The 20,596-nt window shown below is 56.8% G+C and carries 20 protein-coding genes; 10 read left to right on the top strand and 10 right to left on the bottom strand.

The genetic code is table 11. The features are described 5' to 3' along the window. The first annotated feature begins 97 nt into the window (after positions 1 to 97). Both NOV21_RS01980 and NOV21_RS01975 read left to right on the top strand, forming a co-directional pair. Entirely contained in the window at positions 98 to 352 is a 255-nt protein-coding gene (locus NOV21_RS01980) for an AbrB/MazE/SpoVT family DNA-binding domain-containing protein (RefSeq protein WP_283169967.1), read from the top strand. 125 nt (positions 353 to 477) lie between these two features. Further along, positions 478 to 627: a hypothetical protein gene (locus NOV21_RS01975; RefSeq protein WP_283169966.1), complete on the top strand. Its 150-nt coding sequence runs from the start codon at positions 478 to 480 to the stop codon at positions 625 to 627. Between the two features lie 300 nt (positions 628 to 927). Here the strand turns inward: NOV21_RS01975 and NOV21_RS01970 are convergent, their stop codons facing one another. The 10 genes from NOV21_RS01970 to dnaA form a co-directional block, all read right to left on the bottom strand. Next, entirely contained in the window at positions 928 to 1,218 is a 291-nt protein-coding gene (locus NOV21_RS01970; RefSeq protein ID WP_283169965.1) for a site-specific integrase, read from the bottom strand. Between the two features lie 336 nt (positions 1,219 to 1,554). Then, positions 1,555 to 3,159, bottom strand: a complete 1,605-nt coding sequence (locus tag NOV21_RS01965; RefSeq protein WP_283169964.1) for a LuxR C-terminal-related transcriptional regulator — start codon at positions 3,157 to 3,159, stop codon at positions 1,555 to 1,557. 475 nt (positions 3,160 to 3,634) lie between these two features. Beyond that, positions 3,635 to 4,819, bottom strand: coding sequence for an ATP-grasp domain-containing protein (locus tag NOV21_RS01960; protein WP_283169963.1), 1,185 nt, complete (start codon positions 4,817 to 4,819; stop codon positions 3,635 to 3,637). A 24-nt stretch (positions 4,820 to 4,843) separates the two neighbouring features. Continuing rightward, positions 4,844 to 5,608, bottom strand: a complete 765-nt coding sequence (locus tag NOV21_RS01955) for an esterase family protein (RefSeq protein WP_283169962.1) — start codon at positions 5,606 to 5,608, stop codon at positions 4,844 to 4,846. Positions 5,609 to 5,785: 177 nt separating this feature from the next. Further along, on the bottom strand, positions 5,786 to 8,284 hold the full coding sequence (gene gyrA, locus NOV21_RS01950; protein ID WP_283169993.1) for a DNA gyrase subunit A: 2,499 nt from the start codon (positions 8,282 to 8,284) through the stop codon (positions 5,786 to 5,788). Positions 8,285 to 8,405: 121 nt separating this feature from the next. Continuing rightward, positions 8,406 to 10,343 (bottom strand): DNA topoisomerase (ATP-hydrolyzing) subunit B, encoded by a 1,938-nt coding sequence (gyrB, locus tag NOV21_RS01945; RefSeq protein ID WP_283169961.1) that lies wholly within the window; start codon positions 10,341 to 10,343, stop codon positions 8,406 to 8,408. 183 nt (positions 10,344 to 10,526) lie between these two features. Beyond that, positions 10,527 to 11,027, bottom strand: a complete 501-nt coding sequence (locus tag NOV21_RS01940; RefSeq protein WP_283169960.1) for a DciA family protein — start codon at positions 11,025 to 11,027, stop codon at positions 10,527 to 10,529. After that, positions 11,011 to 12,180: a DNA replication/repair protein RecF gene (recF, locus tag NOV21_RS01935; protein WP_283169959.1), complete on the bottom strand. Its 1,170-nt coding sequence runs from the start codon at positions 12,178 to 12,180 to the stop codon at positions 11,011 to 11,013. The genes NOV21_RS01940 and recF overlap by 17 nt, the downstream gene beginning before the upstream one ends. 62 nt (positions 12,181 to 12,242) lie before the next feature. Further along, positions 12,243 to 13,346, bottom strand: a complete 1,104-nt coding sequence (dnaN, locus tag NOV21_RS01930) for a DNA polymerase III subunit beta (RefSeq protein WP_283169958.1) — start codon at positions 13,344 to 13,346, stop codon at positions 12,243 to 12,245. Positions 13,347 to 13,570: 224 nt separating this feature from the next. Further along, the gene (gene dnaA / locus NOV21_RS01925) at positions 13,571 to 15,025 is read right to left on the bottom strand and encodes a chromosomal replication initiator protein DnaA (RefSeq protein ID WP_283169957.1); all 1,455 of its coding nucleotides are present in this window, start codon (positions 15,023 to 15,025) and stop codon (positions 13,571 to 13,573) included. 630 nt (positions 15,026 to 15,655) lie between these two features. Between dnaA and NOV21_RS01920 the strand changes: the two genes are divergently transcribed. From NOV21_RS01920 to NOV21_RS01885, 8 genes are all read left to right on the top strand, one after another. After that, on the top strand, positions 15,656 to 16,465 hold the full coding sequence (locus NOV21_RS01920; RefSeq protein WP_283169956.1) for an ATP-binding protein: 810 nt from the start codon (positions 15,656 to 15,658) through the stop codon (positions 16,463 to 16,465). 147 nt (positions 16,466 to 16,612) lie between these two features. Then, entirely contained in the window at positions 16,613 to 16,747 is a 135-nt protein-coding gene (gene rpmH, locus NOV21_RS01915; RefSeq protein ID WP_283169955.1) for a 50S ribosomal protein L34, read from the top strand. Positions 16,748 to 16,755: 8 nt separating this feature from the next. Next, the gene (gene rnpA, locus NOV21_RS01910; RefSeq protein WP_283169954.1) at positions 16,756 to 17,088 is read left to right on the top strand and encodes a ribonuclease P protein component; all 333 of its coding nucleotides are present in this window, start codon (positions 16,756 to 16,758) and stop codon (positions 17,086 to 17,088) included. Between the two features lie 9 nt (positions 17,089 to 17,097). Beyond that, positions 17,098 to 17,370 (top strand): membrane protein insertion efficiency factor YidD, encoded by a 273-nt coding sequence (gene yidD / locus NOV21_RS01905; protein ID WP_283169953.1) that lies wholly within the window; start codon positions 17,098 to 17,100, stop codon positions 17,368 to 17,370. 6 nt (positions 17,371 to 17,376) lie between these two features. Further along, entirely contained in the window at positions 17,377 to 18,147 is a 771-nt protein-coding gene (locus NOV21_RS01900) for a YidC/Oxa1 family membrane protein insertase (RefSeq protein ID WP_283169952.1), read from the top strand. Positions 18,148 to 18,221: 74 nt separating this feature from the next. Next, the gene (locus NOV21_RS01895; RefSeq protein WP_283169951.1) at positions 18,222 to 18,749 is read left to right on the top strand and encodes a Jag family protein; all 528 of its coding nucleotides are present in this window, start codon (positions 18,222 to 18,224) and stop codon (positions 18,747 to 18,749) included. A gap of 12 nt (positions 18,750 to 18,761) precedes the next feature. Beyond that, complete coding sequence (gene rsmG / locus NOV21_RS01890; RefSeq protein WP_283169950.1) at positions 18,762 to 19,424, top strand: 16S rRNA (guanine(527)-N(7))-methyltransferase RsmG; 663 nt, start codon at positions 18,762 to 18,764, stop codon at positions 19,422 to 19,424. 65 nt (positions 19,425 to 19,489) lie between these two features. Further along, the gene (locus NOV21_RS01885) at positions 19,490 to 20,482 is read left to right on the top strand and encodes a ParA family protein (RefSeq protein ID WP_428978379.1); all 993 of its coding nucleotides are present in this window, start codon (positions 19,490 to 19,492) and stop codon (positions 20,480 to 20,482) included. Positions 20,483 to 20,596 lie beyond the last annotated feature (114 nt).

Below are 20,596 nucleotides of genomic sequence, written 5' to 3'. Positions count from 1 at the left end.
CAGTTCCCCAACATCGCACGGCCAAGATGCAAACCTTCCCCGCAGTTGCTATAATGAGTTGGAAAGTTCTACATTCCAACTTCTGGAGGTGATCGGAATGCTCGCGGAGATGAAGGCGAAGTCCCAGGTGACCATCCCCAGCAGCGTCGTGAAGGAGATGGGGCTCGAGCGCGGGGACATGTTCGAAGTGTACGCCGAGGACGGCATCATCAAGTTCGTGCCCGTGGTGGTCTACCCGAAGGCAGAGGCTGAAAAGCTCGAAGCGCTAGCCGCCGAGGCCCGGGCATCCAAGGGAGTGGTCTACGATGACATCGACGACGCCCTGGCCGCCCTGCACCGGGCGATGGAGTAGTGTACAAGCTCAGCTTCGGGAAGACTTTCGTCAAACGCTACGGCAAGCTTTCGAAGAGGGAGCGCCGCGCCGTGGACTCCAAGCTCCGCCTGCTCGCCGGCAACCCCTGACACCCGTCGCTGCGGATGAAGAAGATCAAGGCGACCGACGAAGTCTTCGAGTGCAGCGTGAACATGGACACCCGCATCGCATTCATCTTCGATGGGGACACCATCATCGTCCTGCTCGACATCGGCCACCACGATGATTTGCTCGATAGGCAATCCAGGAAGTAGCGAAACCATCCGCGGCTAGGAACCAAGGGGCGCGGGGGATCCCCCGACAAGTCTCCCCGCGCTGCGGCGGCGAGGCTGATTTGGGATGCGTCGGTTCGCGGCGCCTGGCGTCCTCGAGCATCTTCTCCAGCTGGGCCACGGTGAAGGTGATTTGGATGCCGGGACTCTCCAGGTCGGGCGCGGGCTCCGCCAGGGCCGCCAGGTCGAAGGCGCGCTGCACGCTTTCCCCGAACGCCTCAACCACCTTGCTGGCCGCGGCGCGCTTGGCGTCGGGGTCCACTTCGGCGTACACGTTGAGCGTCATGGCAACGTTCGAGCGCCCCAGGTAGCTTGCCACGGTGCGCACGTCCACGCCTGAGCATGTTTCAGGGTCTGCTTCAATACATGGAAGCGCTTGGATATGGTGCGGGCGGAAAGCCCGTCGGCGTTCATCTCCGCCATCCAGGCGTTCACGTCGTCTATCCTCAAATCGCACAGGCGCATGCTGCCGATGTAGCGGGCGATGCAGTTGCGGCTCTTCTTGTAGTCGCACATGGTGGATGTCTCCACGGTGCCGCGGCACCTGCGGAGACCCCTGCTCGTGTACTTCATCTTCAACCTCCAAACCTGGGTTTTCCGCATCATTCGCTGACCAACAACGTGACCAACAAATGACCTACGAACGTAGGTCGAAGCCTCAGATTCGAGTGATTTTACAGATTTTAGGAACGCTATATGATGCCATAGACCTGCACAATCACACCATATCTGGTGGTGCAGGCCTTTGTGATTTTGGCTTTATCGAACATTTATCCGTTTGCAAGCCTGAGGTCAGGGGTTCGAGCCCCCTATGCTCCACCACGAATTCAGAAGTCGCCGCGAGGCGGCTTCTTTGCTTGGTGAAGCATGCCTAGCATTTACCCGCACATTTCGAATCTCTCGGATTCCCTAGAAATCCTGCACGTCCTCTTTGGACATGACGATGCACTCGGTGCAGAGCTCCGCACCGTGAACGAGGACGATGTCAATGATATCCTGCTTCGATTTCGCCTTGGTCTTCTCGATGATGTGCCGAATATGGGTGCGAACGGTGCTTTCGGAAATGAACAGCTCGTCGGAGATGAATTTTGCCGTCCTTCCCTGCGCCAGATACGGGAGCACCTCCGCCTCGCGGCGAGAGAGATTGTACCGCTCGGATACGGCATCGCAACACATTTTGAAATTCGTGAGCGTGTCGGGAAACGAATCCTGGTCGCTCTGAGCCGATCCCGCCTTCGCCGAATCGGAGCTGCTCCTCCTGCCGGCCACCCCGGAATAATTCGAGTTGTTCGATCCTGTATCCTCGATTTGGGGATCTAACACGCCAATATCTTCCGGGTCGACCGTCCTACCACGCCAAGATAGATACGTGATGGACGCCATCGTGGCGATGCCGAACGTTGCCATGACGGTGAGCGATACCAGATTCGCTCCGTGCAAATTGAATAGGAAATACCCCAGCGCGATGCCGATGAGCCTGAAGATAAGGAATGTCGAGCGCACGACGGTGCCGACGACGAAGCCTGACACCCGGTTGTCGTAGGCCACCGACACGCTTGCAATCCATATCAGCACCTCGAGAATGCTGAACCCTGCCCCGAGGACCGAATTGACGAGAATCGGGTTCGACATGAAGAATATCGGGAACAGGACGAACGCCACCGCGATCACGGGCACGCCGTATCGGTACAGCATGTTCATATCCCACCGCTTGCGGCCGATGGTATTGAACAGGAAGAGAAACGCCGTGGTCGCCAATGCGATGAGCAAAGGCACCTGATGCGATTGATCGACCGACCCCAGGAGGAGCACCGAGGATTCCCAGAGGAGCCCGAAGAAGAAGGAGAGCACCGCCGAGATAAGCAGAAGCTGCTCGAGGGAGAGGACCGAGATGACGATGTTCTTGATCGTGTTCGGCGTCCGATCATACCGCTCGTCAGCGCGACACCGCCTGAGCAGCGCCCATGAAATAACCGGTAGAACAACCATGAAAGCGGTGGCAGGGATGCCGAGATTCTCGGAGACGGCGGAGACGAGGCTGTATATCGTGACCGTGAGGATGAAATTCAAGGGCAGCGAGACGCTGGTGATATCGGGATGGAAATGAGAATAGGTCTCGGCCCACATTCCCCAGTATGATCCGTATCCGATGCCGACGAGGGTGGCACCGCAGAAGAACAGGGACAGCCCGCCCTCGCTGCGATCCGCGTAATTGAGACACACGAGCCCCGCTATGATGATCATCGCGAACGCACCGGCGGGAAGCCGGCCGACAGTGCCCGGGTGCTTGCATTCGACAAGCGAGAACGTGACCATCGTGGCGATATTCACGCCGAACGAGAGCAGCAGCAGCGTCGTGTACAGCATGGTGATATCGATGCCGGTGGGCAACGCCCCCGACGATCTGAACGTGAGCATGCAGCATGCCCAGAAGAACCCCATCCCCAGATAACGAAAACGAACGTTGGCTATGAGCGACTTCGCGGAAATCGCCCTCACTTTTGCTCTCAGCAAAGAGACCGGCCCCTCTTCAGGCTTGAAAAACCAATGATCCCCCAGGCGATACGGTGGCAGAACACCCATCAGTTGGCGTGGAGGCCATCCATCTTGTATTCCGTCCACCCCCATCGATACCTCACGTGGACGAGCAGATAACCCCTTCCGATTCGGGGAACATGGTACCTTATTTCCCCACTCGATTTTCCGGGGAAAGCGCCGATGAGTCCTTATATCATGAATAACTATCAGGGTATTTCCCAAACAAATACCTAAGGGATTTTTCCATTTGGAAGAGCGGCGCCCCTATATTTTTCACCTTTATATGCCCGCTTCCATATAAGGGAAAGGGAGGCGTGATATGCCAAGTCCATAGGAAACGAGGCATTGATGATGATGGAAGAGCATCATCCAGCGTGACGCCGGGCACATCTCATTGCGAGGCGAGCTGGGAGCGGCAGATCCCCTTCTTCATGAAATTCCTCCAGCTCGCCTAGGCGAGCACGTCCTTCACGAACGAGAGCATGGAGGCTTTCTCCTTGAAGCGGGCAATATAGACATAATCCCCCATCGCACCCGAGAGCGCAGGCGGCACGGGCGCATGCTCGACGATGTCTTTCCCGTACGTCGCCATCACGTCGGCATGCCCCATGGCGAATGTGCGGTTGAGCCGCCGGCTCACAAACGCGCAATAGTATTGCTCACCATTCGTATCGACGTTTGTCGAATCGAAAGCGACCATATCGGCATAGATCTTGTACACGTTGGTGCTGTTCGCGAAATTATGCATCTCGGGGCTCAATCCCCCCGACGGGCGCATGTTCACCTCGAGCCCCACGATGTCGCCCTTCGAGCCGAGACCTTCTTGATCCTCATCGAGGCGGAAGAATTCGAAGTGGATGAAGCGGCTCTTCACTCCGAACGCCTTCACGGTCCTGCGTCCGGCATCCCGCACATCATCGGAAAGGTTCTTCACCATGTAGAAGAAGACATCGGTCGACTCGTTCACAATATCCATTATACTCACCGGCGACATGTTGCCGGTTTCGAAAAGGGGGTTCCCCCCGCTATCGATGATCGCGTCATACGAGCATACCGTCCCGCGAACGAATTCCTCCATCAGATACGGCCCTTCCCGCGGCACCGCGTAGAATTCGGCGAGCTGCTCGCCGTTCTCGATCCGATGGGTATCGTCGGCGCCGACTCCATCATCCGGTTTGACGACGACGGGATATCCCACCTCGTCGATGAATGCACGGTCTGCTTCCGGCGAGCTGAGCAGATGGTACCGGGCGACGGGGATGCCGATGCTCCGGTAATACTCCTTCATGACGCTCTTTCGGCGAGAGCGATCCATATCCTCCGCATGGAATCCTGTGGAGACGTTGAAATCATCCCGAAGCTCCGCATCTTGGGCGAGCCAATACTCGTTGTTGCTCTCTATCCAATCGATGCGACCATATTTGAACGCGAAGAATGCGACCGCGCGGTACACGCTGTCGTAATCTTCGAGGGAGTCGACACGATAATATTCGGTCAAGGCTCTTTTCAACTGCCAACGCAGGTCATCGTATGGGGCGTCGCCGATACCGAGGACGGTCACCCCGTCGCGGTCGAGCTCCTCGCAAAAACGATAGTAGTTTTCAGGGAAGTTCGGAGATATGAATACGAAGTTCACGTTTTTCCTTTTTGATGGATGGTTCTATTTCTCGTCGAGCAGCCAAGGCATGAAATAATCGACCTGCTTGAACCACCAGGGCCAATCGTGGCACACGTCATACCCCCAAAAATCGACCCAGACCGGTAAATCGCGGAGGGCGACGACCTCCGCCATGCGCCGGGTCGATTCGAGCGTCTCATTCTCCCAATCTCCCTGCCCGACGCAGAGCGCGCATTTCCCATGGCGGTAGCGCTCCATCCAAGGATGGTCGTCGGTCATATTCCGCAGGAAAACGTCGGGGGAGTTGTCATACGTCAGGTCGTCGTGGTAACCATCGAATGAGTGATCCAGATCATACATGGCGGAAAGAGAGAGATTGCGGTCAAAGAGATCGGGCCGACGGAAATAGAAGTTGGCTGCATGATATCCTCCCATGCTGCAACCGAAAGAAAGGATCCCCGGCCCCGCGTTCAAAAATCCGTTCCTATTGTTGATTTGATGGATGCGGGGGACGAGTTCATCGACAATGTAGTGGAACCAGTCCTCATGCTTCTCGATCCTCCAGCGGGGGTCGCCCAACTCGTTCGAGATGGTCTCCGCGTCGATGGTATCGCAGCTGAACACCTGGATCTGCCCGTCTTCGATGCGGGGGGAGAGAGCATCGGCCATCCCAAAGTCCTCGAAATCGGAGAACCGGCCGTTCTGACAGGGGATGTACAGCACCGGCTTGCCGGCCGAGCCGTACACGTTGAACTCCATTTCGCGATCGAGGCACCAGCTGCGTTCTTTGAAATACTGCTTCTGCATGTTTTCCCCTTACCGTTGCAGCGAATCGTCCGCCCCGAGTCCCGAACGTTTGAAGCGGGCTCGCAGCTGGCAAGGCCGCATAACGGAGCTGACGCAACCAGTATACAAGGTAAGCAAGCCCGTCGGAACCGACCCGACGGGCTTGTCGCGTTTGATGCGAATTATGGGATGTAACGTCTAGCCTTCCTCATCGACGTCGACATCCTCGCTGTCAGCGGCGGCGCCGACACGCTTGTGGCGCTTGCCCTTGCTGTCATCAGCGATGCCGACAGCGGTCACCTTGTCCTTTACAGCGACATTCATCACGCGGACGCCTTGGGTATTGCGCCCCTGCTCACTCACGCCTTTGGCAGGTGTGCGGACGACGACGCCATCCTCGCTGATGATGATGAGCTCCTCATCCTCGTTGACCATCTTGGCGGCGGCGAGCAACCCTTTTTTCATCGTCATCGTGATGGTGAAGACGCCCTGGCCACCGCGATGGTGGCAGGGATATTCGCTGATGGGCGTCCTCTTCCCATACCCCTTCTCTGTGATGACGAACAGATCACCCTCATCCTTGACGATGGACATATCGAGCACGCGGGCGTCATCGGCGAGGGCCATGCCCCGCACGCCGGTGGTATCGCGGCCCATGGCGCGCGCCTCATCCTCCTTCCAGGTGATCGCTTTGCCGGCGTTGCTGACCATGACGACCTGCTCGCCCGGGGCGACGCGCTTGACGGCGATCAGCTCGTCCTCATCTTTCAGGTTGATGGCTATCAACCCGTCGCGGCGCGTGCGATCGTACAGGCTCATCGAAGTCTTCTTCACCATGCCCCTCGCGGTGGCGAACATCAGGTACTCGTCCTCGGGAAACTCCTTCGTGGCGATGACGGCCGCAACCCGCTCACCAACGCTTTTGTCAAGCTGGAGAAGGTTGACTATCGCGGTGCCGCGCGCATGGCGGCCCGCCTCGGGGATCTCATACACCTTCAGACGGTACACCTTGCCCGTTGAGGTGAAGAACAGCATGTAGGCATGGGTGCTGGCTATGAAGAGATGTTCGACGAAATCGCCGTCCTTCAGATTCACACCCTGCATGCCCTTGCCGCCGCGCTTCTGCTGACGATACGTCATCAAAGGAAGGCGTTTGATATATCCGCTCTTCGTGACGGTGACCACCATATCCTCGTCGGCGATGAGATCCTCAATATCGATGTCCGTATCGGCAGATGAGGTGATCGCTGTGCGACGGGGAGAGCCGAATTTCTTCTTGATATCGAGCATCTCATCCTTGATGATCTGCTTGACCAGCTCCTCATCCTGCAAAACACGCTGGTAATAAGCTATTCTCTCCTCGAGCTCCTTTAACTCGCCGGCGAGCTTATCGTATTCCAAGCCGGTCAGACGGCGTAAACGCATATCGAGGATGGCGTTCGCTTGGATCTCGTCGAGGTTGAAATTGCCAATAAGACGTTGGCGGGCTTCGGCGTCGGTCTTGCTCGATCGGATGATATGGATGACTTCATCGATGTTGTCGAGGGCAATGAGCAGGCCGCGCACGATATGAGCACGCTCCTCGGCCTTCTGCAGGTCGAAGCGCGTCCGGCGGACGATGACCTCCTTCTGATGCTTGATGTAGTAATGCAGCGCCTCCTTCAGGGAGAGCGTGCGGGGAACGTCATCGACCAGGGCGAGCATATTCACGCCGAAACCGGTCTGGAGATTCGTATGCTTGTAGAGCTTGTTGAGTACGACCTGGGGAATAGCATCTTTCTTCAGTTCGATGATGATGTCGATGCCGTGGCGGTCGGCGCCGTCGTGGACGTTGGAGACCTCGGGGAGCTTCTTCTCGCGGATGAGCTCGCCCAGCTTCTCGAGCAGCTTGTTTCGGTTAACCCCGTACGGGATCTCCTCCACCGTGATGACGCCGCGCCCGTTCCTTTTCTCGCTGATCTCGCAACGCGCGCGGATGGTGAGGGACCCCCTGCCGGTCTCGTAGGCTTCGACGATGCCCTTCTTCCCCATGATAACGGCACCGGTGGGGAAATCGGGACCCGGCATGACCTTCATGAGGTCCTCGGTCGTGCAATCGGGGTTGTCGAGCATCAGGCAGGTTGCATCGATCGCTTCCCCCAGGTTGTGGGGGGGTATATTCGTCGCCATCCCCACGGCGATACCCTGGCTGCCGTTGACGAGCAGGTTGGGGAAGCGGGAGGGCAGCACCTTCGGCTCGCGCAGGCTCTCATCGTAGTTGGGCTGCCAGTCGACCGTCTCCTTGTCCATGTCGCGGAGCAACTCCATAGCAGGACGGGCAAGACGTGCCTCAGTGTAACGCATGGCGGCGGCATTATCTCCATCGATGCTGCCGAAGTTGCCATGGCCGTCGACCAACGGCACGCGAAGGCTGAACGGCTGCGCCAGGCGAACCATGGTGTCATACACTGCCGTATCCCCGTGCGGATGATATTTACCGATCACGTCGCCGACGGTGCGCGCGGATTTGGCGTGGGGCCGATTGGGCAGGATTCCACTCTCATTCATGGCATACAGGATGCGCCGATGAACGGGCTTCAATCCGTCGCGCACGTCCGGCAGGGCGCGTGCGACGATAACGCTCATCGAGTATTCGATGAACGACTGCCTCATCTGGCTCGCCATGTCCGCCGGCAGAACCTGGTGGGCATGGGCTATCTGCTCAAGGGAGAGATCCTCCTGCCCGTCGGGTTCTTCATTGATCTCAACGGGGTCTTTGGGTTCATCTGCCACCGATTAACTCCTTCTACTACAACTGCCGCATATGCTCGATACGCAGCTAAATATCTAAAAAGCGCACGTCCTTCGCATGCTTCTGAATGAATTCCTTGCGGGGCTCCACCTGGTCGCCCATCAAATCGCTCACCGCTCGTTCGGCAGCTGCGGCGTCCTCGATGCTCACCTGCATCATGATACGGGTCTCGGGTTCCATCGTTGTCTCCCATAGCTGATCGGGATCCATCTCACCTAGGCCCTTGTAACGCTGGACGGTTGGCTTCTTATCCTCGGGGTAGTCCTTCATCGCCTCGGCGAGGGCATCATCGTTGTAGCAATACCTTATTTTCTTCTTGCCTTCCTTGATACCGTACAGCGGGGGCTTGGCTATGTAGATGTACCCGCGGTTGATGAGCTCGGGCATGTAGCGGTAGAAGAAGGTGAGCAGCAGAATCTGGATATGCGCTCCGTCGACATCGGCGTCGGTCATGATGATGATCCGATGGTAACGCGCCTTCTCCGCGTCGAAATCCTCGCCGATGTTGGTGCCGATGGCGGTGATGAGCGAACTGATCGTGTCGCTATTCAGAGCACGGTGCAGTCCGGCTCGTTCGACATTCAATATCTTGCCGCGCAGGGGGAGGATCGCCTGATATTTGCGGTCGCGGGCCTGCTTGGCCGAGCCTCCTGCAGAATCCCCCTCGACGATGAACATCTCGCACTCGGCAGCATCCCTGCTGCTACAATCGGCCAGTTTACCCGGCAGGCTGAACGATTCCAGCACATTCTTGCGGCGGGTCATCTCACGTGCCTTGCGGGCTGCTTCGCGGGCGCGCAGGGCTTGGCTCGCTTTGTTGATGATGCGCTTCGCGGGGGCGGGATTCTCTTCCAGATATTCCCCCAACCCTTGGGTGACCGCACCGCTCACCAGGCCGCGCATCTCGGAGTTCCCCAGCTTGGTCTTCGTCTGCCCTTCGAACTGCGGGTCGTGCAGTTTCACCGAGATGACTGCGGAGAGGCCCTCGCGGGTGTCGTCGCCGGTGAGGTTGCTGTCCTTCTCCTTCAACAACCCCTTCTCCCGCGCATAGTCGTTGATGGTGCGCGTGACGGCCGTCTTGAACCCGTCGAGGTGCATGCCCCCCTCAACGGTGTTGATGTTGTTGGCGAAGCTGAACACGGAGTTGGTAGAGTACCCGCTGGTCCATTGCATGGCCACCTCCACCTCGCCGGCAGGGCTTTCCGCCTCAAAGTAGATGGGTTTGGCATTCAACACCTCCTTGCCGGCGGTGAGGTACTTGACGAAGTCCTTGATGCCGTTGTGGTATTGGAACGTCTCGGCCTTGGCGATCCCCTCGTCGTCGATCTCGCGGTTATCGGTGAGGGTGATCTTCAAATCCTTGTTCAGGAAAGCCATCTCCCTGAAGCGCTCCTCCAAGGTGTGGTAGTCGAATACCACGGTGTCGGTGAAGATCGCGGGATCTGGCCAGAACTGCACCGTGGTGCCGGTGCGCTTTGATTTACCGATCTCGTGCAGCTTCTCAATGGTCTTGCCGTAGGCAAATCCGATCTCATATTCCTTGCCGTCGCGGCGGACGCGCACGACGGTGCGCGTGGAAAGCGCGTTCACCACCGAGACTCCGACGCCATGCAAGCCACCGGACACCTTGTACCCCTCACCGCCGAATTTGCCGCCGGCGTGCAGGATGGTGAGGACAACCTCGACCGTGGGGATCTTCTCCTTGGGATGCTTGTCGATGGGGATGCCGCGGCCGTTATCGTCGACGGTCACGCTGCCATCGACGTTGATCCATACTTTGATCTCGGAGCAATATCCGGCAAGCGCCTCATCGACAGCATTGTCGACAACCTCGTAGACCAGGTGGTGCAAACCGCGCGCACTGGTCGAGCCGATGTACATGCCGGGACGCTTGCGCACCGGCTCGAGCCCTTCGAGGACCTGGATATCCGCTCCGTCGTAATGGGATGGTTTTTTCTCTGCCACGTTGGTCCCTTCTACTTGGGAAGATGAGATGTGGATATGCATGCAAACGCCCCCAGAGGGGGCATATCAGCCTAACAGTCTATCACGAAGCATGAAAATAGCTTGGTCTCTCCGTTAATATTGCATTGTTTAAAGGCTCTGAGAGCCATTCTAAGCGCCTTATGTAAGAGGTAATGAGGAACTTTATCGTTTTAGCCCCTTCTTCCACTCCAAATCGGCAATCATCGCGCGTTTGAACGCATCCTTCAAACGTCCTTCCCCGATACCCCCGCAGCTTTCCTCGACACGATCGAGTTCGCTCGCGGAAAGGGGCGCGGACCGCCATTGCAGCGGCCCGCTCGTGTTTTCGAATGGATGGATGCTCTTGTACTTCCCTTTGGAGATGTGGATATGCAGCTCGTCGACCTTCTCGCCGTATCTCTCCATCATCTGCAGCTTCAGAAGTTCCCGTTGGTTGTTCAATTCGGCAGCGAAGATGCTTTCATCCACGTACACGTGCATCTGCTTTCCCCCGCCTTCCGTGAATACGTAGACGCCGTTGGTATGAGCGAGGATGATGGGATCGACGAGCCCCTTCCACATCGCCCGAACCTGCGCGATGCGCTGAGCTTTGATGAGTTCCCCCCCATCAACCCCTGGAATACCCGAAATGGCGGCGGCGAGGGCATCACCGAGCTTCGTCATGGAACCCTCCTTCCGCACTGCGCATTGAGAATGTTTCACGTGAAACATCGACCTCTCTCTCGCGCAAGCGGGCAAGGTCGACCACCCGCGCGCGATCGGTCATCTCAAACGAGAAATATGACAGGTTGGTGGTCGTGATGAACGTCTGCATACCCTCGGATATGAACTCCATGAAACGCCGACGGCGACGCTCGTCGAGCTCGCTCATCACGTCGTCGAGCAAAAGCACGGGCTTCTGCCCGAGAAGCTCGCGGATCACAGCGGATTCGGCGAGCTTGTAGGCAAGCACCAGTGAGCGTTGCTGCCCCTGGCTCGCGAATTGGGAGGCATCGTGGCCTTCGACGAGGAACGTCACCTCGTCGGCATGGGGTCCTATCAAGGCACGGTGCTGGGCACGCTCGGCGGTGCGATGGGAGGAAATCGCCTGAGCCAGCTCGGACAGCGCCTCCTGCCTGTCGAATTCGTAACGGCATCTTTCCGCACGGTCTCGGCGGCGCATCCAGCAGGGAAGGTAGACCAAGCAGGCACGTTCCGATCCCCCAGCTATCGACCGGTAGTATCCTTCGAAGAAAGGCTGAATCCTATCCACCAGATACAGCCGGTGTTGCAGCACCTGGACCCCCACCCGCGTCAGAACCTCGTCGATGCTATCGATGAACGAATCGGGCATCTCGGCCTTGAGGGCCTGGTTCTTCTGCTTGACGAGCTTCACGTAATCGGAACGCACCGCATAGTAGTTCTTCGAGACCTGCGCCCCCAGGCTATCGATCTGCTTGCGTCGAAGCGATGGGGCGCCCTTGGCCATCTGAAGGTCATCGGGGGAGAACACGACGGCGGGAAGAAGCCCGGAGAGGGCGCGGGCGCTCTTGCCCTTTCCATTGAGGGAATACCTCCTCTGCCCGGAGGCGATATCGAGGCGCATGTTGAGGCTGCGCCGTTCGCTTTCAAAAAGAGCCGAGATGCGGGCGGAAGCCGCTCCCCAGCGAACCGTCTGCGATACGTGCGACGTGCGGAAGGATTCGAGCCCCGTTATGAGCTGGATTGCTTCGAGGACGCTTGTCTTGCCGACGGCGTTGGGGCCGACGAAGATGGTCAGGTCGCCGATGTCCTCGAGGGCGAAGCGGCTGTATACCCGGAAATCGGCGCACGACACCGACGTCACCTTCAGTTGCTCATGGCGGGATTCGTGTGTTTCGGGCGAGGTCAATGGAGACTTCACTGCATGCGGATGGGCATGATCAGATATAGGTATCTCTCCGAATCGCCCGATTTGAAAATACCGGGTCTCTGGGCACCTTGGAGCTCGAGTGACACCTCATCCTCTTCGGAACTGGAAAGCCCGTCGATGGTATAGCCGAAATTGAACGCAATCTCGCAATCGTCGCCCTCTATCTTGCTGCGAATGGTCTCGCTGGCGGCGCCGATATCCTGGGTTGCCGTGGAAATCTGCGTCGTCTGCGATGAGGCGTTCAGATCGAGTTTCATAGCGGAGGTCTTGTTGCTGAGAAGCGACGTTCGCTTGACGGCATCTATCAGCTGCTTCGTGTCGAACGTCGCGCGCGTCTTGAACGAGTCCGGCAGAAGCTGGTTATAGGGCGGGTAATTGCCCTCGATCCGCCTGCTGATAAACGTGGTGCTTCCATATTCGGCGATGATCTGGTTTTCCGCGACCGCCATCTCGATGTCGCAGCCAATCTCCGGGAGCGCGGCGAGATCTTGCATGAACGCGCCGGGGATGACCGCCGAAAACGATTCCGCGGTATCGCCGAACGGAGCCTCCGTCACCGCAAGGCGATATGAATCGGTCGCTACCATCCGTAGCAGCCCCCCTGCCGTTTCAACTAGGATGCCGGTGAGTATGGCACGTGATTCATCCCGCGATGTGACCTTGGCCGTACGTCGAACCATCCTCTTGAATATTCCGTAGGGAATCCTCATCGTATGGTCTGCCGCGACTTCCGGGAAGCCGGGGAAATCCTGCGCAGCAAGGGTCTTCAATGAGAAGGTCGACGCCTCGCAGAGGATGGTCGCCTTGTCTTCGTCATCCTCCGCTTGGATGTGCACCGCCGCGTCGGGCAGGCTTTTCACCACATCTACCAGCAGCTTTGAAGGGATGACGCATCTCCCTTCCTCCTCGACCAGGGCGGGGAGGGCACAGCGGATGGAAAGGTTCAGATTGGTTGACTCGAGCGTCAGCATGCTCTCGCGGGCATTCAGGAGGATGCCTGCGAGAATGGGCTGGGCCGGATTGGAATCGGATCCCTTTGACACGGTGGTCAATGCGTTTTGCAGTTCGCTTGCGTTGATGCTGAACTTCAACGGAACTCCCTTTCTAAGTAATTAATTTAAAACATCATAGTAATAATAAGGTTGGTGGAAAAAGGTGAAAATCGTTGTAATCGCAGGTAGAAGCTTTGTTTTCCCCATGCAATACCTGTGGGTGCCGCGCGCATTCCCTCCCCATCGTTTCCGGCTCCGCTTCGGGATTCGACCGTGCACTCTCTTTTCTCCACTGATTCTCCCTCGGGTGTGCCCCCTTTTTCCTATTGGTCCAGAAGCTCCTGCCGCAATATCTCGAGCTCCTCGTTGACGTCGCGGCTTTCCTTTGCTTTCTCCTCGACCGACCGGTAACTGTACATGATAGTCGAATGGTCCCGGTTGAATTCACTGCCGATGGTGTTGAAGGGGATATCGATCAGCGTGCGGCAGAGATATATTGCTATCTGGCGGGCGTAGGTGATGTTCGCGGAGCGCTTCCTGCCCACCAGCTCGGCATGGGATACTCCGTAGAACCTCTCGACCGCCGCTTGGATGTCGCTTACCCTGACACGCTTCGCCATGCCGCCGCTGAAATGGTCGGCGAGAAGTTTTCGCGCGTCTGTGACGGTTATGCCCTTCATGCCGCCGCTCCGCACCTCGAACACCACCCGGGTGACCGCACTCTTCAGCTCGCGTATGTTCGAGCTTGAGTTCTCCGCGATAAATTCCTGAACGTCGGCGGGGATGTCGAAGCCCCCTCCGGTTTTCTTGCATTCCTCGATGTAGTTCTTTATGATTCCCAGCTTCGTTTCGGGTTCCGGGGGTTGGATGTCGCAAATACCCCCCATCGCGAACCGGCTGCGGTAGCGCTCGTCGATGTCGATGTTCTTTGGCGCGCGATCGGCGGAAAGGACAACCTGCTTTCCCCGGTCTACCATGCGGTTGAATATCTGGAACACCATATTCAACGTCGCCGGCCGGTTCTGAAGCCCCTGCACGTCGTCGATGAGGAGGACGTCGGCGTTCTCGTACCGCTGCTTGAATCGTGCGAATGCATCCTGATCATGGCTCGCGGCTGCGTCGGTGTAGTCGTTCACCAGCTCCATCGTGTCGGTGTACACCGTCCGCTGCTGCGCGTAGTTGGCGCGGATATAGTTCTGTATGGATCGGAGAAGATGGGTTTTGCCCAACCCGCTCTTTCCGTAGATGAACAGAGGGTTGAACCCTGCCTGCCCTCCCGGGGTCTCGGCGACTGCCACTGCCATGGAATACGCCATGTTGTTCGACGTGCCCGTAACGAAGTTCTCGAACGTGTATCCCGACAGCATGCTGTCGGCAGGCGCGGGCGCACCGGCGCGCTCGGGAGCCGGCTCCGACAGAACAACGGCTTCCGCCTCCGCTTGCCGCGGCGCTGCCGCTGGAGCCAGCTGCGTCCTCCCCGCCGGGTGGGGTGCCTCCGGAAGAGACGAAGAAGCGCTCTCAGGATCGACTTCGATGGCGATGGTGAAGGGGACGTGGTACATCTCCTCGAGCGCGTGCCTGATCGCCCCGGTGTAGTGGGACTCGATCCACTTCTTGATGAAGCTGCTGTCCGTGGTGAGCATGAGGAAGCCTTCGCTGAATGCCTGCGGCTGCAGCCGGGTGAAAAACGCGTCGATTTGGGAGGGGTCGATATTCTCGAACGTTTTAATCCGAGCCGTCACGTCCTCCCAAAGATCGATGTATGACTCGGGATTCATGGAAAACCTCTTTCGAATGGACTTGGCATCCCAGTGTACGACAGCGGACGCTCTTTTCAACCATTGTTTTCCACATGTATCTTTTCCGGTCTTGTGGAAAATGTTTAAAACCGCCTCAACTCCCCGCAAGGAGCTGTTGAAAACTTTGCTTGCTGATAATGATGCATGGAGAATCAGCCTCTTCCGACCCTCGCGCCCCATCTTCGATCCGTATATGAATATTTTTTTAAAAACATATCTGAACAGGCATTATATAAAACAGATAGCGCTTGACAAAATGAAGATGTTAGATTCCTCCAGTTCAAGGAGTGGTGCTCTCCGCAATCGCGTGTTTCACGTACCCGCGGCGCCCTCGACGGTCTTCTCGATGGATGGTTTTCAACAGACATCGGGGGTTTCTCACAACGGGTTTTAATTTTCAACAGATGTTTTCAATCTAGTAATGATGTTTTCCACAAATAGTGAATCTAAAGTGGAAAAGTATGAAAACCAGAGGTGGGAAGGATGAGCAATTTTCCTAAAAATGGAAATGTCTCTGAAAAAGATTAAAAAGTTGCGTAGAATGATGATTCCGATTCGAGTAAATAGAAAAGTAAATGAAAAATCCTGAAAAGAATGCTTGACCACGGGATGAACGGGGGGACGGTGGACAGGGAAAGCGAGCGGAACGAGATCTCCGATTATTCGTACGTGCCCTCCGTCGCCCGCGTGGCCGTGTATGACGATATGCGCATGGCTCCCCGGATCTTCGAGGTGGAGCCCGCTCCCACGGCCGATTACATCGAGCATCTCGCCGACGTGATAGATGAGCAGAAGCGCCGGCTCGGCGGGAAAATCCCCTACTCGGCCATCCGCGAGGTCACGGAGAATTTCATCCACGCGCGCTTCACCGAGGTGGTTGTCTCCATCTTCGATGGGGGGAATACGATCCGGTTCTGCGATCAAGGGCCGGGGATACGCAACAAGGAGAAGGCGACGCAACCCGGATTCACCTCCGCCATCGAGCCGATGAAGCACTACATCCGCGGCGTCGGGAGCGGTCTTCCCCTTGTGAAGGAATATCTCGAGCTGACCCATGGGACGATTACCATCGAGGATAATATTGATGTCGGCGCTGTTGTGACGATTAGCCTCAACAGCGGAAATGCCCCCTCCGATCTGGCTGGCGCCCCCGCGCCGCCCGTCGTCCCCCTGCCAGGGGGACCGCGCACGGTCCCGTTGCCTCCTTTGAGCGAGAGAGAGAAATTGGTGCTGCAGGTGTTCGCCGAGGAAGGTGCCCTCGGTGTGACCGATTTGATGAATCTCACCGGGCTCGCCAGCAGCAGCGCTTTCGCCTTGATGAAGAAATTGCAGGAGGCGGGGTTGATCGAGACGACGATGAACAAGAAGCGCATACTAACCGATTACGGCGAGGAAATCTGCCGCCGATTGAACATGTGAATTTCCACCACCATATACGGTGTGATCGCCGTGACCGGGCACAATGCAATTTTTTTATACGAATAAGCTGTGATGCGCCTTGACGAATCGTCGACGGAGACGATACCCTTCCATAGTTGCTCTAAACGTACAAGAAAGGTATAAGCCATGAAGCGCACCTATCAACCGAACAAGCACAAGCGCGCTAAGTGCCACGGTTTCCGCGCCCGCATGTCCACCAAGGGTGGGCGTGCCGTTCTCGCACGTCGCCGCGCCAAGGGACGTAAGCGGCTGACCGTGTAGACAGGACTGTGTTGGACACCATCACATCCAGCACAGAGATCTCCTCCCTGTTCGCACATGCGAAGCGATGCAACGCACATTCAGTCTCGCTTCTTATCAAAAGAAATGAAGATCGGCACGGCCCCAGGGGTCGTGTTGCTTTTATTGCGGGCAAGAAGAATGGGAATGCCGTCTGGCGTAATACCGCAAAGCGTCGCATGAGGGCCATCGTCCGCGACCTCGGGGGTCCATGGGCGGGCTACGATGTGGTTTTTATCGCGAAGAGGGATATTCTCGAGGTCGAGTATAGTAAAGTGCTGTTCGCTTGTCAGACGCTGATTCGCTCCGAAGTGGAAAAGTAGGCTGATCGCATGCATGGTATATTGACGATCGTGAAGGGTCTGCCGACAAAGCTGGCCATCCTCCTCATCGAAGTGTACCGTGTGGCAATCTCCCCCCTTTTCCCCGGAACGTGCCGTTTCGAGCCCACATGCTCGCAATACGGTCTTATCGCGTTTAAGCGGTTCGGATTCTGCAAAGGGTTCATTCTGACGGCAAAGAGGATTTTGAAGTGTCATCCGGGCGGCCCGCATGGGTATGATCCGGTACCGGAAAAACCGACGGCGAAGAACGAAGAAGGATAGGCCACCGTGTGGGACGCATTTAAGGATTTCATCTTTGCATGCATCAACGGCGTGTATGGGATCTTCGGGGACTGGGGTATGGCTATTCTCTTGGTCACGCTCATCTTCCGCTTGATTCTATTCCCGCTTATGCAGAAGCAAATCAAGTCAAGCTATCAAATGCAGAAGGTTCAGCCCCTGATCCAGGAGATTCAGGCGAAGTATGCTGACGAGCCCATCCGCCAGCAGGAAGAGGTTCAGAAGATTTACGCCGAGGCGAAGTTCAACCCGATTGCAGGCTGCCTTCCCCTGTTCTTGCAGATGCCCATCTTCGTCGCGCTGTTCCAGGTGCTCCAAGAGATGGCGAGCCGTACGACGGGTTCCTCGTACCAGTTCTACCACCTGGTCCCCGACCTGACGCTCACTCCCGGCTCCTCGTTCGCCGTGGGCATCGGGGCCTTCATCCCCTATCTGATTTTGCTTGTGGTGTTTGCCGGCGCTACGTTCCTTCCCATGGTCCTTCAGCAAATGAATACGCCGAACAGCCCGCAACGCAAACAGACTCTCATAATCAGCGCTTTCATGACGGTGTTCATGGTTTGGATTGGTTGGAGCTCTCCCGGCGGCGTTTTGCTGTTTTGGGGCGTTTCCTCTCTCTTCGGCGTATGTCAGCAGCAGCTGACCACACGCGCTCTCAAGAAGAAGGATGCCGAGGAAGAGGCGAAGATCGTCGACAAGCCGGTCAAAGTCGATGTAACGCGCAAGGCGAAGAAGAAGCGTCCCTCTAAGAAACGCTAGCCACGCATGCTGCAATCCCGCTGAAGCGGGATTGTTGGTATATACCGCACGAAGCGATCGAAGGGAATTATCTGATGGCTGAAGAATTTGAGATTGCTGACGAGGGCGTCGAAAAGGTCGATGAGATGCAGGTGGACGAGGAGGAACTCGACCATATCGCGGATACCGCCATAGCCCTGCTTGAGGACATCTTCAAATACTTCGATCTCGGCGAGGTCACAATCGACGAGTACGAGGGAGATGAAGGGGAACTCATCCTCGATATAACCGGAGATGACATGGCGGTGCTCATAGGACGCCATGGCCGTACCCTCGAGTCCCTCCAGTTCCTCGTTTCAGCGATCACCATGCGTAAGATCGGGTATCGGTATCCCGTCGTCGTCGATGTTGAGGGATACAAGACCCGTCAACGTGAGAAGATCGAGTCCATTGCGGTTTCCACGGCAAAGAAGGCGCTTTCCTCCGGCCGTCCGATGAAAATCCGCCCCATGACTCCGTACGAGCGCCGCATCGTGCATATCCGTTTGCGAGAATTCGACGGTGTCGAGACCGAATCGGAAGGCGAGGGGGCAAACCGCCACGTCGTGGTGAGACCCCTGTAGATATTGTTTCACGTGAAACGTTCTTCCATCGACAAGGAGAAGAAGCACGTCGAGCTCGTCATCGAGGCGAACAAGACGGTCAACCTCACGCGTATCGCATCGCCCGAATCCGCCATGCTTCTCCATATAGAGGATTCCCTCGCCGCTCTTCCGGAGGTGGATGAAGCGCCCGCAGGACCAGCTGCCGATATAGGATCGGGAGCTGGTTTTCCCGGCATACCCTTGGCAATCGAGACGGGGAGGGATTTTCTCCTCGTCGAGTCGGTCGGCAAGAAAGTCAAAGTGCTCGACGATATTATCGAGAAACTTGACCTCGAAGACTCCGTTTCAACATACAACGGACGCATCGAGGATTTGGGCAGGATATCGAGGGGAGCGTTCTCGTTGGTGACGGCCCGCGCCCTCGCTTCCCTGAACTCCCTCATCGAGTTGGCGAGTCCGCTCCTTTGCGAAGGAGGGCATCTCGTGGCATATAAAAGCGGGGAATACCAAGGGGAGTTGTATGATGCTCTGCGCATCCAGGAGAAGGTTGGAATGAAGCATATCTCCACCCGCGCGTTCCTATTGAGCGACGGGAAAACCCATCGGAGCATCATCGTCTTCCAGCGGTCGGGAAATCCATCCGTCAAGCTTCCACGTCGGTCCGGAATGGCCCAAAAGAACCCGTATCGGTAATTGTTTCACGTGAAACATCGAATCATGGGTATAATCAGCCAAGTTGGCTAGGTTAGGAGTCCCCCTTGGGCTGGTTTGATAGTTTTAGAAGAAGCAATAAAACGGAGCAAGAGGCTGTCACCGCACCATCCGAGTTGGAAGAGGCGGCAAACCGGGATATCCCCGCAGAGGAAGAATCTGAAATCGACGAGGTCGACGTGATGGTGGAAGCGGAGGAAGAAGAGAACGAATACGAACCTCCCTCTAAACCCCTCAAATCGATGGCGGAGAAGAAACGCGTCACCCACACCATAGGAACCACGCGGATAATAGGCATCATCAACCAAAAAGGTGGCGTCGGCAAATCGACGACGGCCATCAACCTCTCCGCCGCCCTTGGTACGCTTGACAAGGCTGTGCTCCTCGTCGACCTCGATCCGCAGGGAAATGCGACGAGCGGGTTGGGGATCGATAAGGGGGAGATAGGAAACGATGTTTACGATGTCCTGCTCTCCGACCTTCCTGTCGATGATGCGATCATCCCCGATGTTTGCGAGGGATTAGACGTCTTGCCCGCCACTATAAACCTCGCCGGCGCCGAGGTGGAGCTCGTCAACGAGATCGCCCGCGAGAACCGCCTGAAGAATGCCCTTGGTCCCCTGCGCGGCAAGTACGATTATATCTTCATCGATTGCCCGCCGTCGCTCGGACTGCTCACCGTGAACGCGCTCGTCGCATCGGACAAACTCCTCATCCCCATCCAATGCGAATTCTATGCATTGGAAGGTGTGACAAAACTCCTTGATTCAATGAAACGTGTCAAAAGCCTCCTAAATCCGTCGCTCGATATCTTTGGGGTGTTGCTCACGATGTTCGATGGGCGCACCACGCTGTCGCGCCAAGTCGCCGAGGAAGTAAGACATTATTTCGGGAAGCAAGTATTCGAGGCTATGATTCCCCGAACGGTGAAGCTCTCCGAGGCTCCGAGCTACGGTCTGCCCATTACCGAATATGATCCGAAGGGCAAGGGGGCGGAAGCATACGTGAATATTGCGAAGGAAGTGATTGCCCGTGGCTAAGAAGAGAAGTGGTTTGGGCAGAGGATTGAATTCCCTTATAGGGGAAAGTCGCGTCGAACTCGGACAGGAACCCGCTGAAAAACCGAAAGAGCCCATCTCCGAATTCTCTTCTAT

It is taken from the genome of Curtanaerobium respiraculi (assembly GCF_024609215.1).
Lineage (GTDB): Bacteria > Actinomycetota > Coriobacteriia > Coriobacteriales > Eggerthellaceae > Curtanaerobium > Curtanaerobium respiraculi.
This window is presented reverse-complemented; position numbering and strand designations above follow the sequence as displayed.

Excerpts from the sequence above, each read along its gene's own strand:
- NOV21_RS01980 (WP_283169967.1), top strand. The coding sequence starts at position 98 with ATGCTCGCGGAGATGAAGGCGAAGTCCCAGGTGACCATCCCCAGCAGC.
- NOV21_RS01975 (WP_283169966.1), top strand. The coding sequence starts at position 478 with ATGAAGAAGATCAAGGCGACCGACGAAGTCTTCGAGTGCAGCGTGAAC.
- NOV21_RS01970 (WP_283169965.1), bottom strand. The coding sequence starts at position 1,218 with ATGAAGTACACGAGCAGGGGTCTCCGCAGGTGCCGCGGCACCGTGGAG.
- NOV21_RS01955 (WP_283169962.1), bottom strand. The coding sequence starts at position 5,608 with ATGCAGAAGCAGTATTTCAAAGAACGCAGCTGGTGCCTCGATCGCGAA.
- NOV21_RS01940 (WP_283169960.1), bottom strand. The coding sequence starts at position 11,027 with ATGACGAAGCTCGGTGATGCCCTCGCCGCCGCCATTTCGGGTATTCCA.
- dnaA (WP_283169957.1), bottom strand. The coding sequence starts at position 15,025 with ATGAATCCCGAGTCATACATCGATCTTTGGGAGGACGTGACGGCTCGG.
- NOV21_RS01920 (WP_283169956.1), top strand. The coding sequence starts at position 15,656 with ATGAACGGGGGGACGGTGGACAGGGAAAGCGAGCGGAACGAGATCTCC.
- rpmH (WP_283169955.1), top strand. The coding sequence starts at position 16,613 with ATGAAGCGCACCTATCAACCGAACAAGCACAAGCGCGCTAAGTGCCAC.
- yidD (WP_283169953.1), top strand. The coding sequence starts at position 17,098 with ATGCATGGTATATTGACGATCGTGAAGGGTCTGCCGACAAAGCTGGCC.
- NOV21_RS01895 (WP_283169951.1), top strand. The coding sequence starts at position 18,222 with ATGGCTGAAGAATTTGAGATTGCTGACGAGGGCGTCGAAAAGGTCGAT.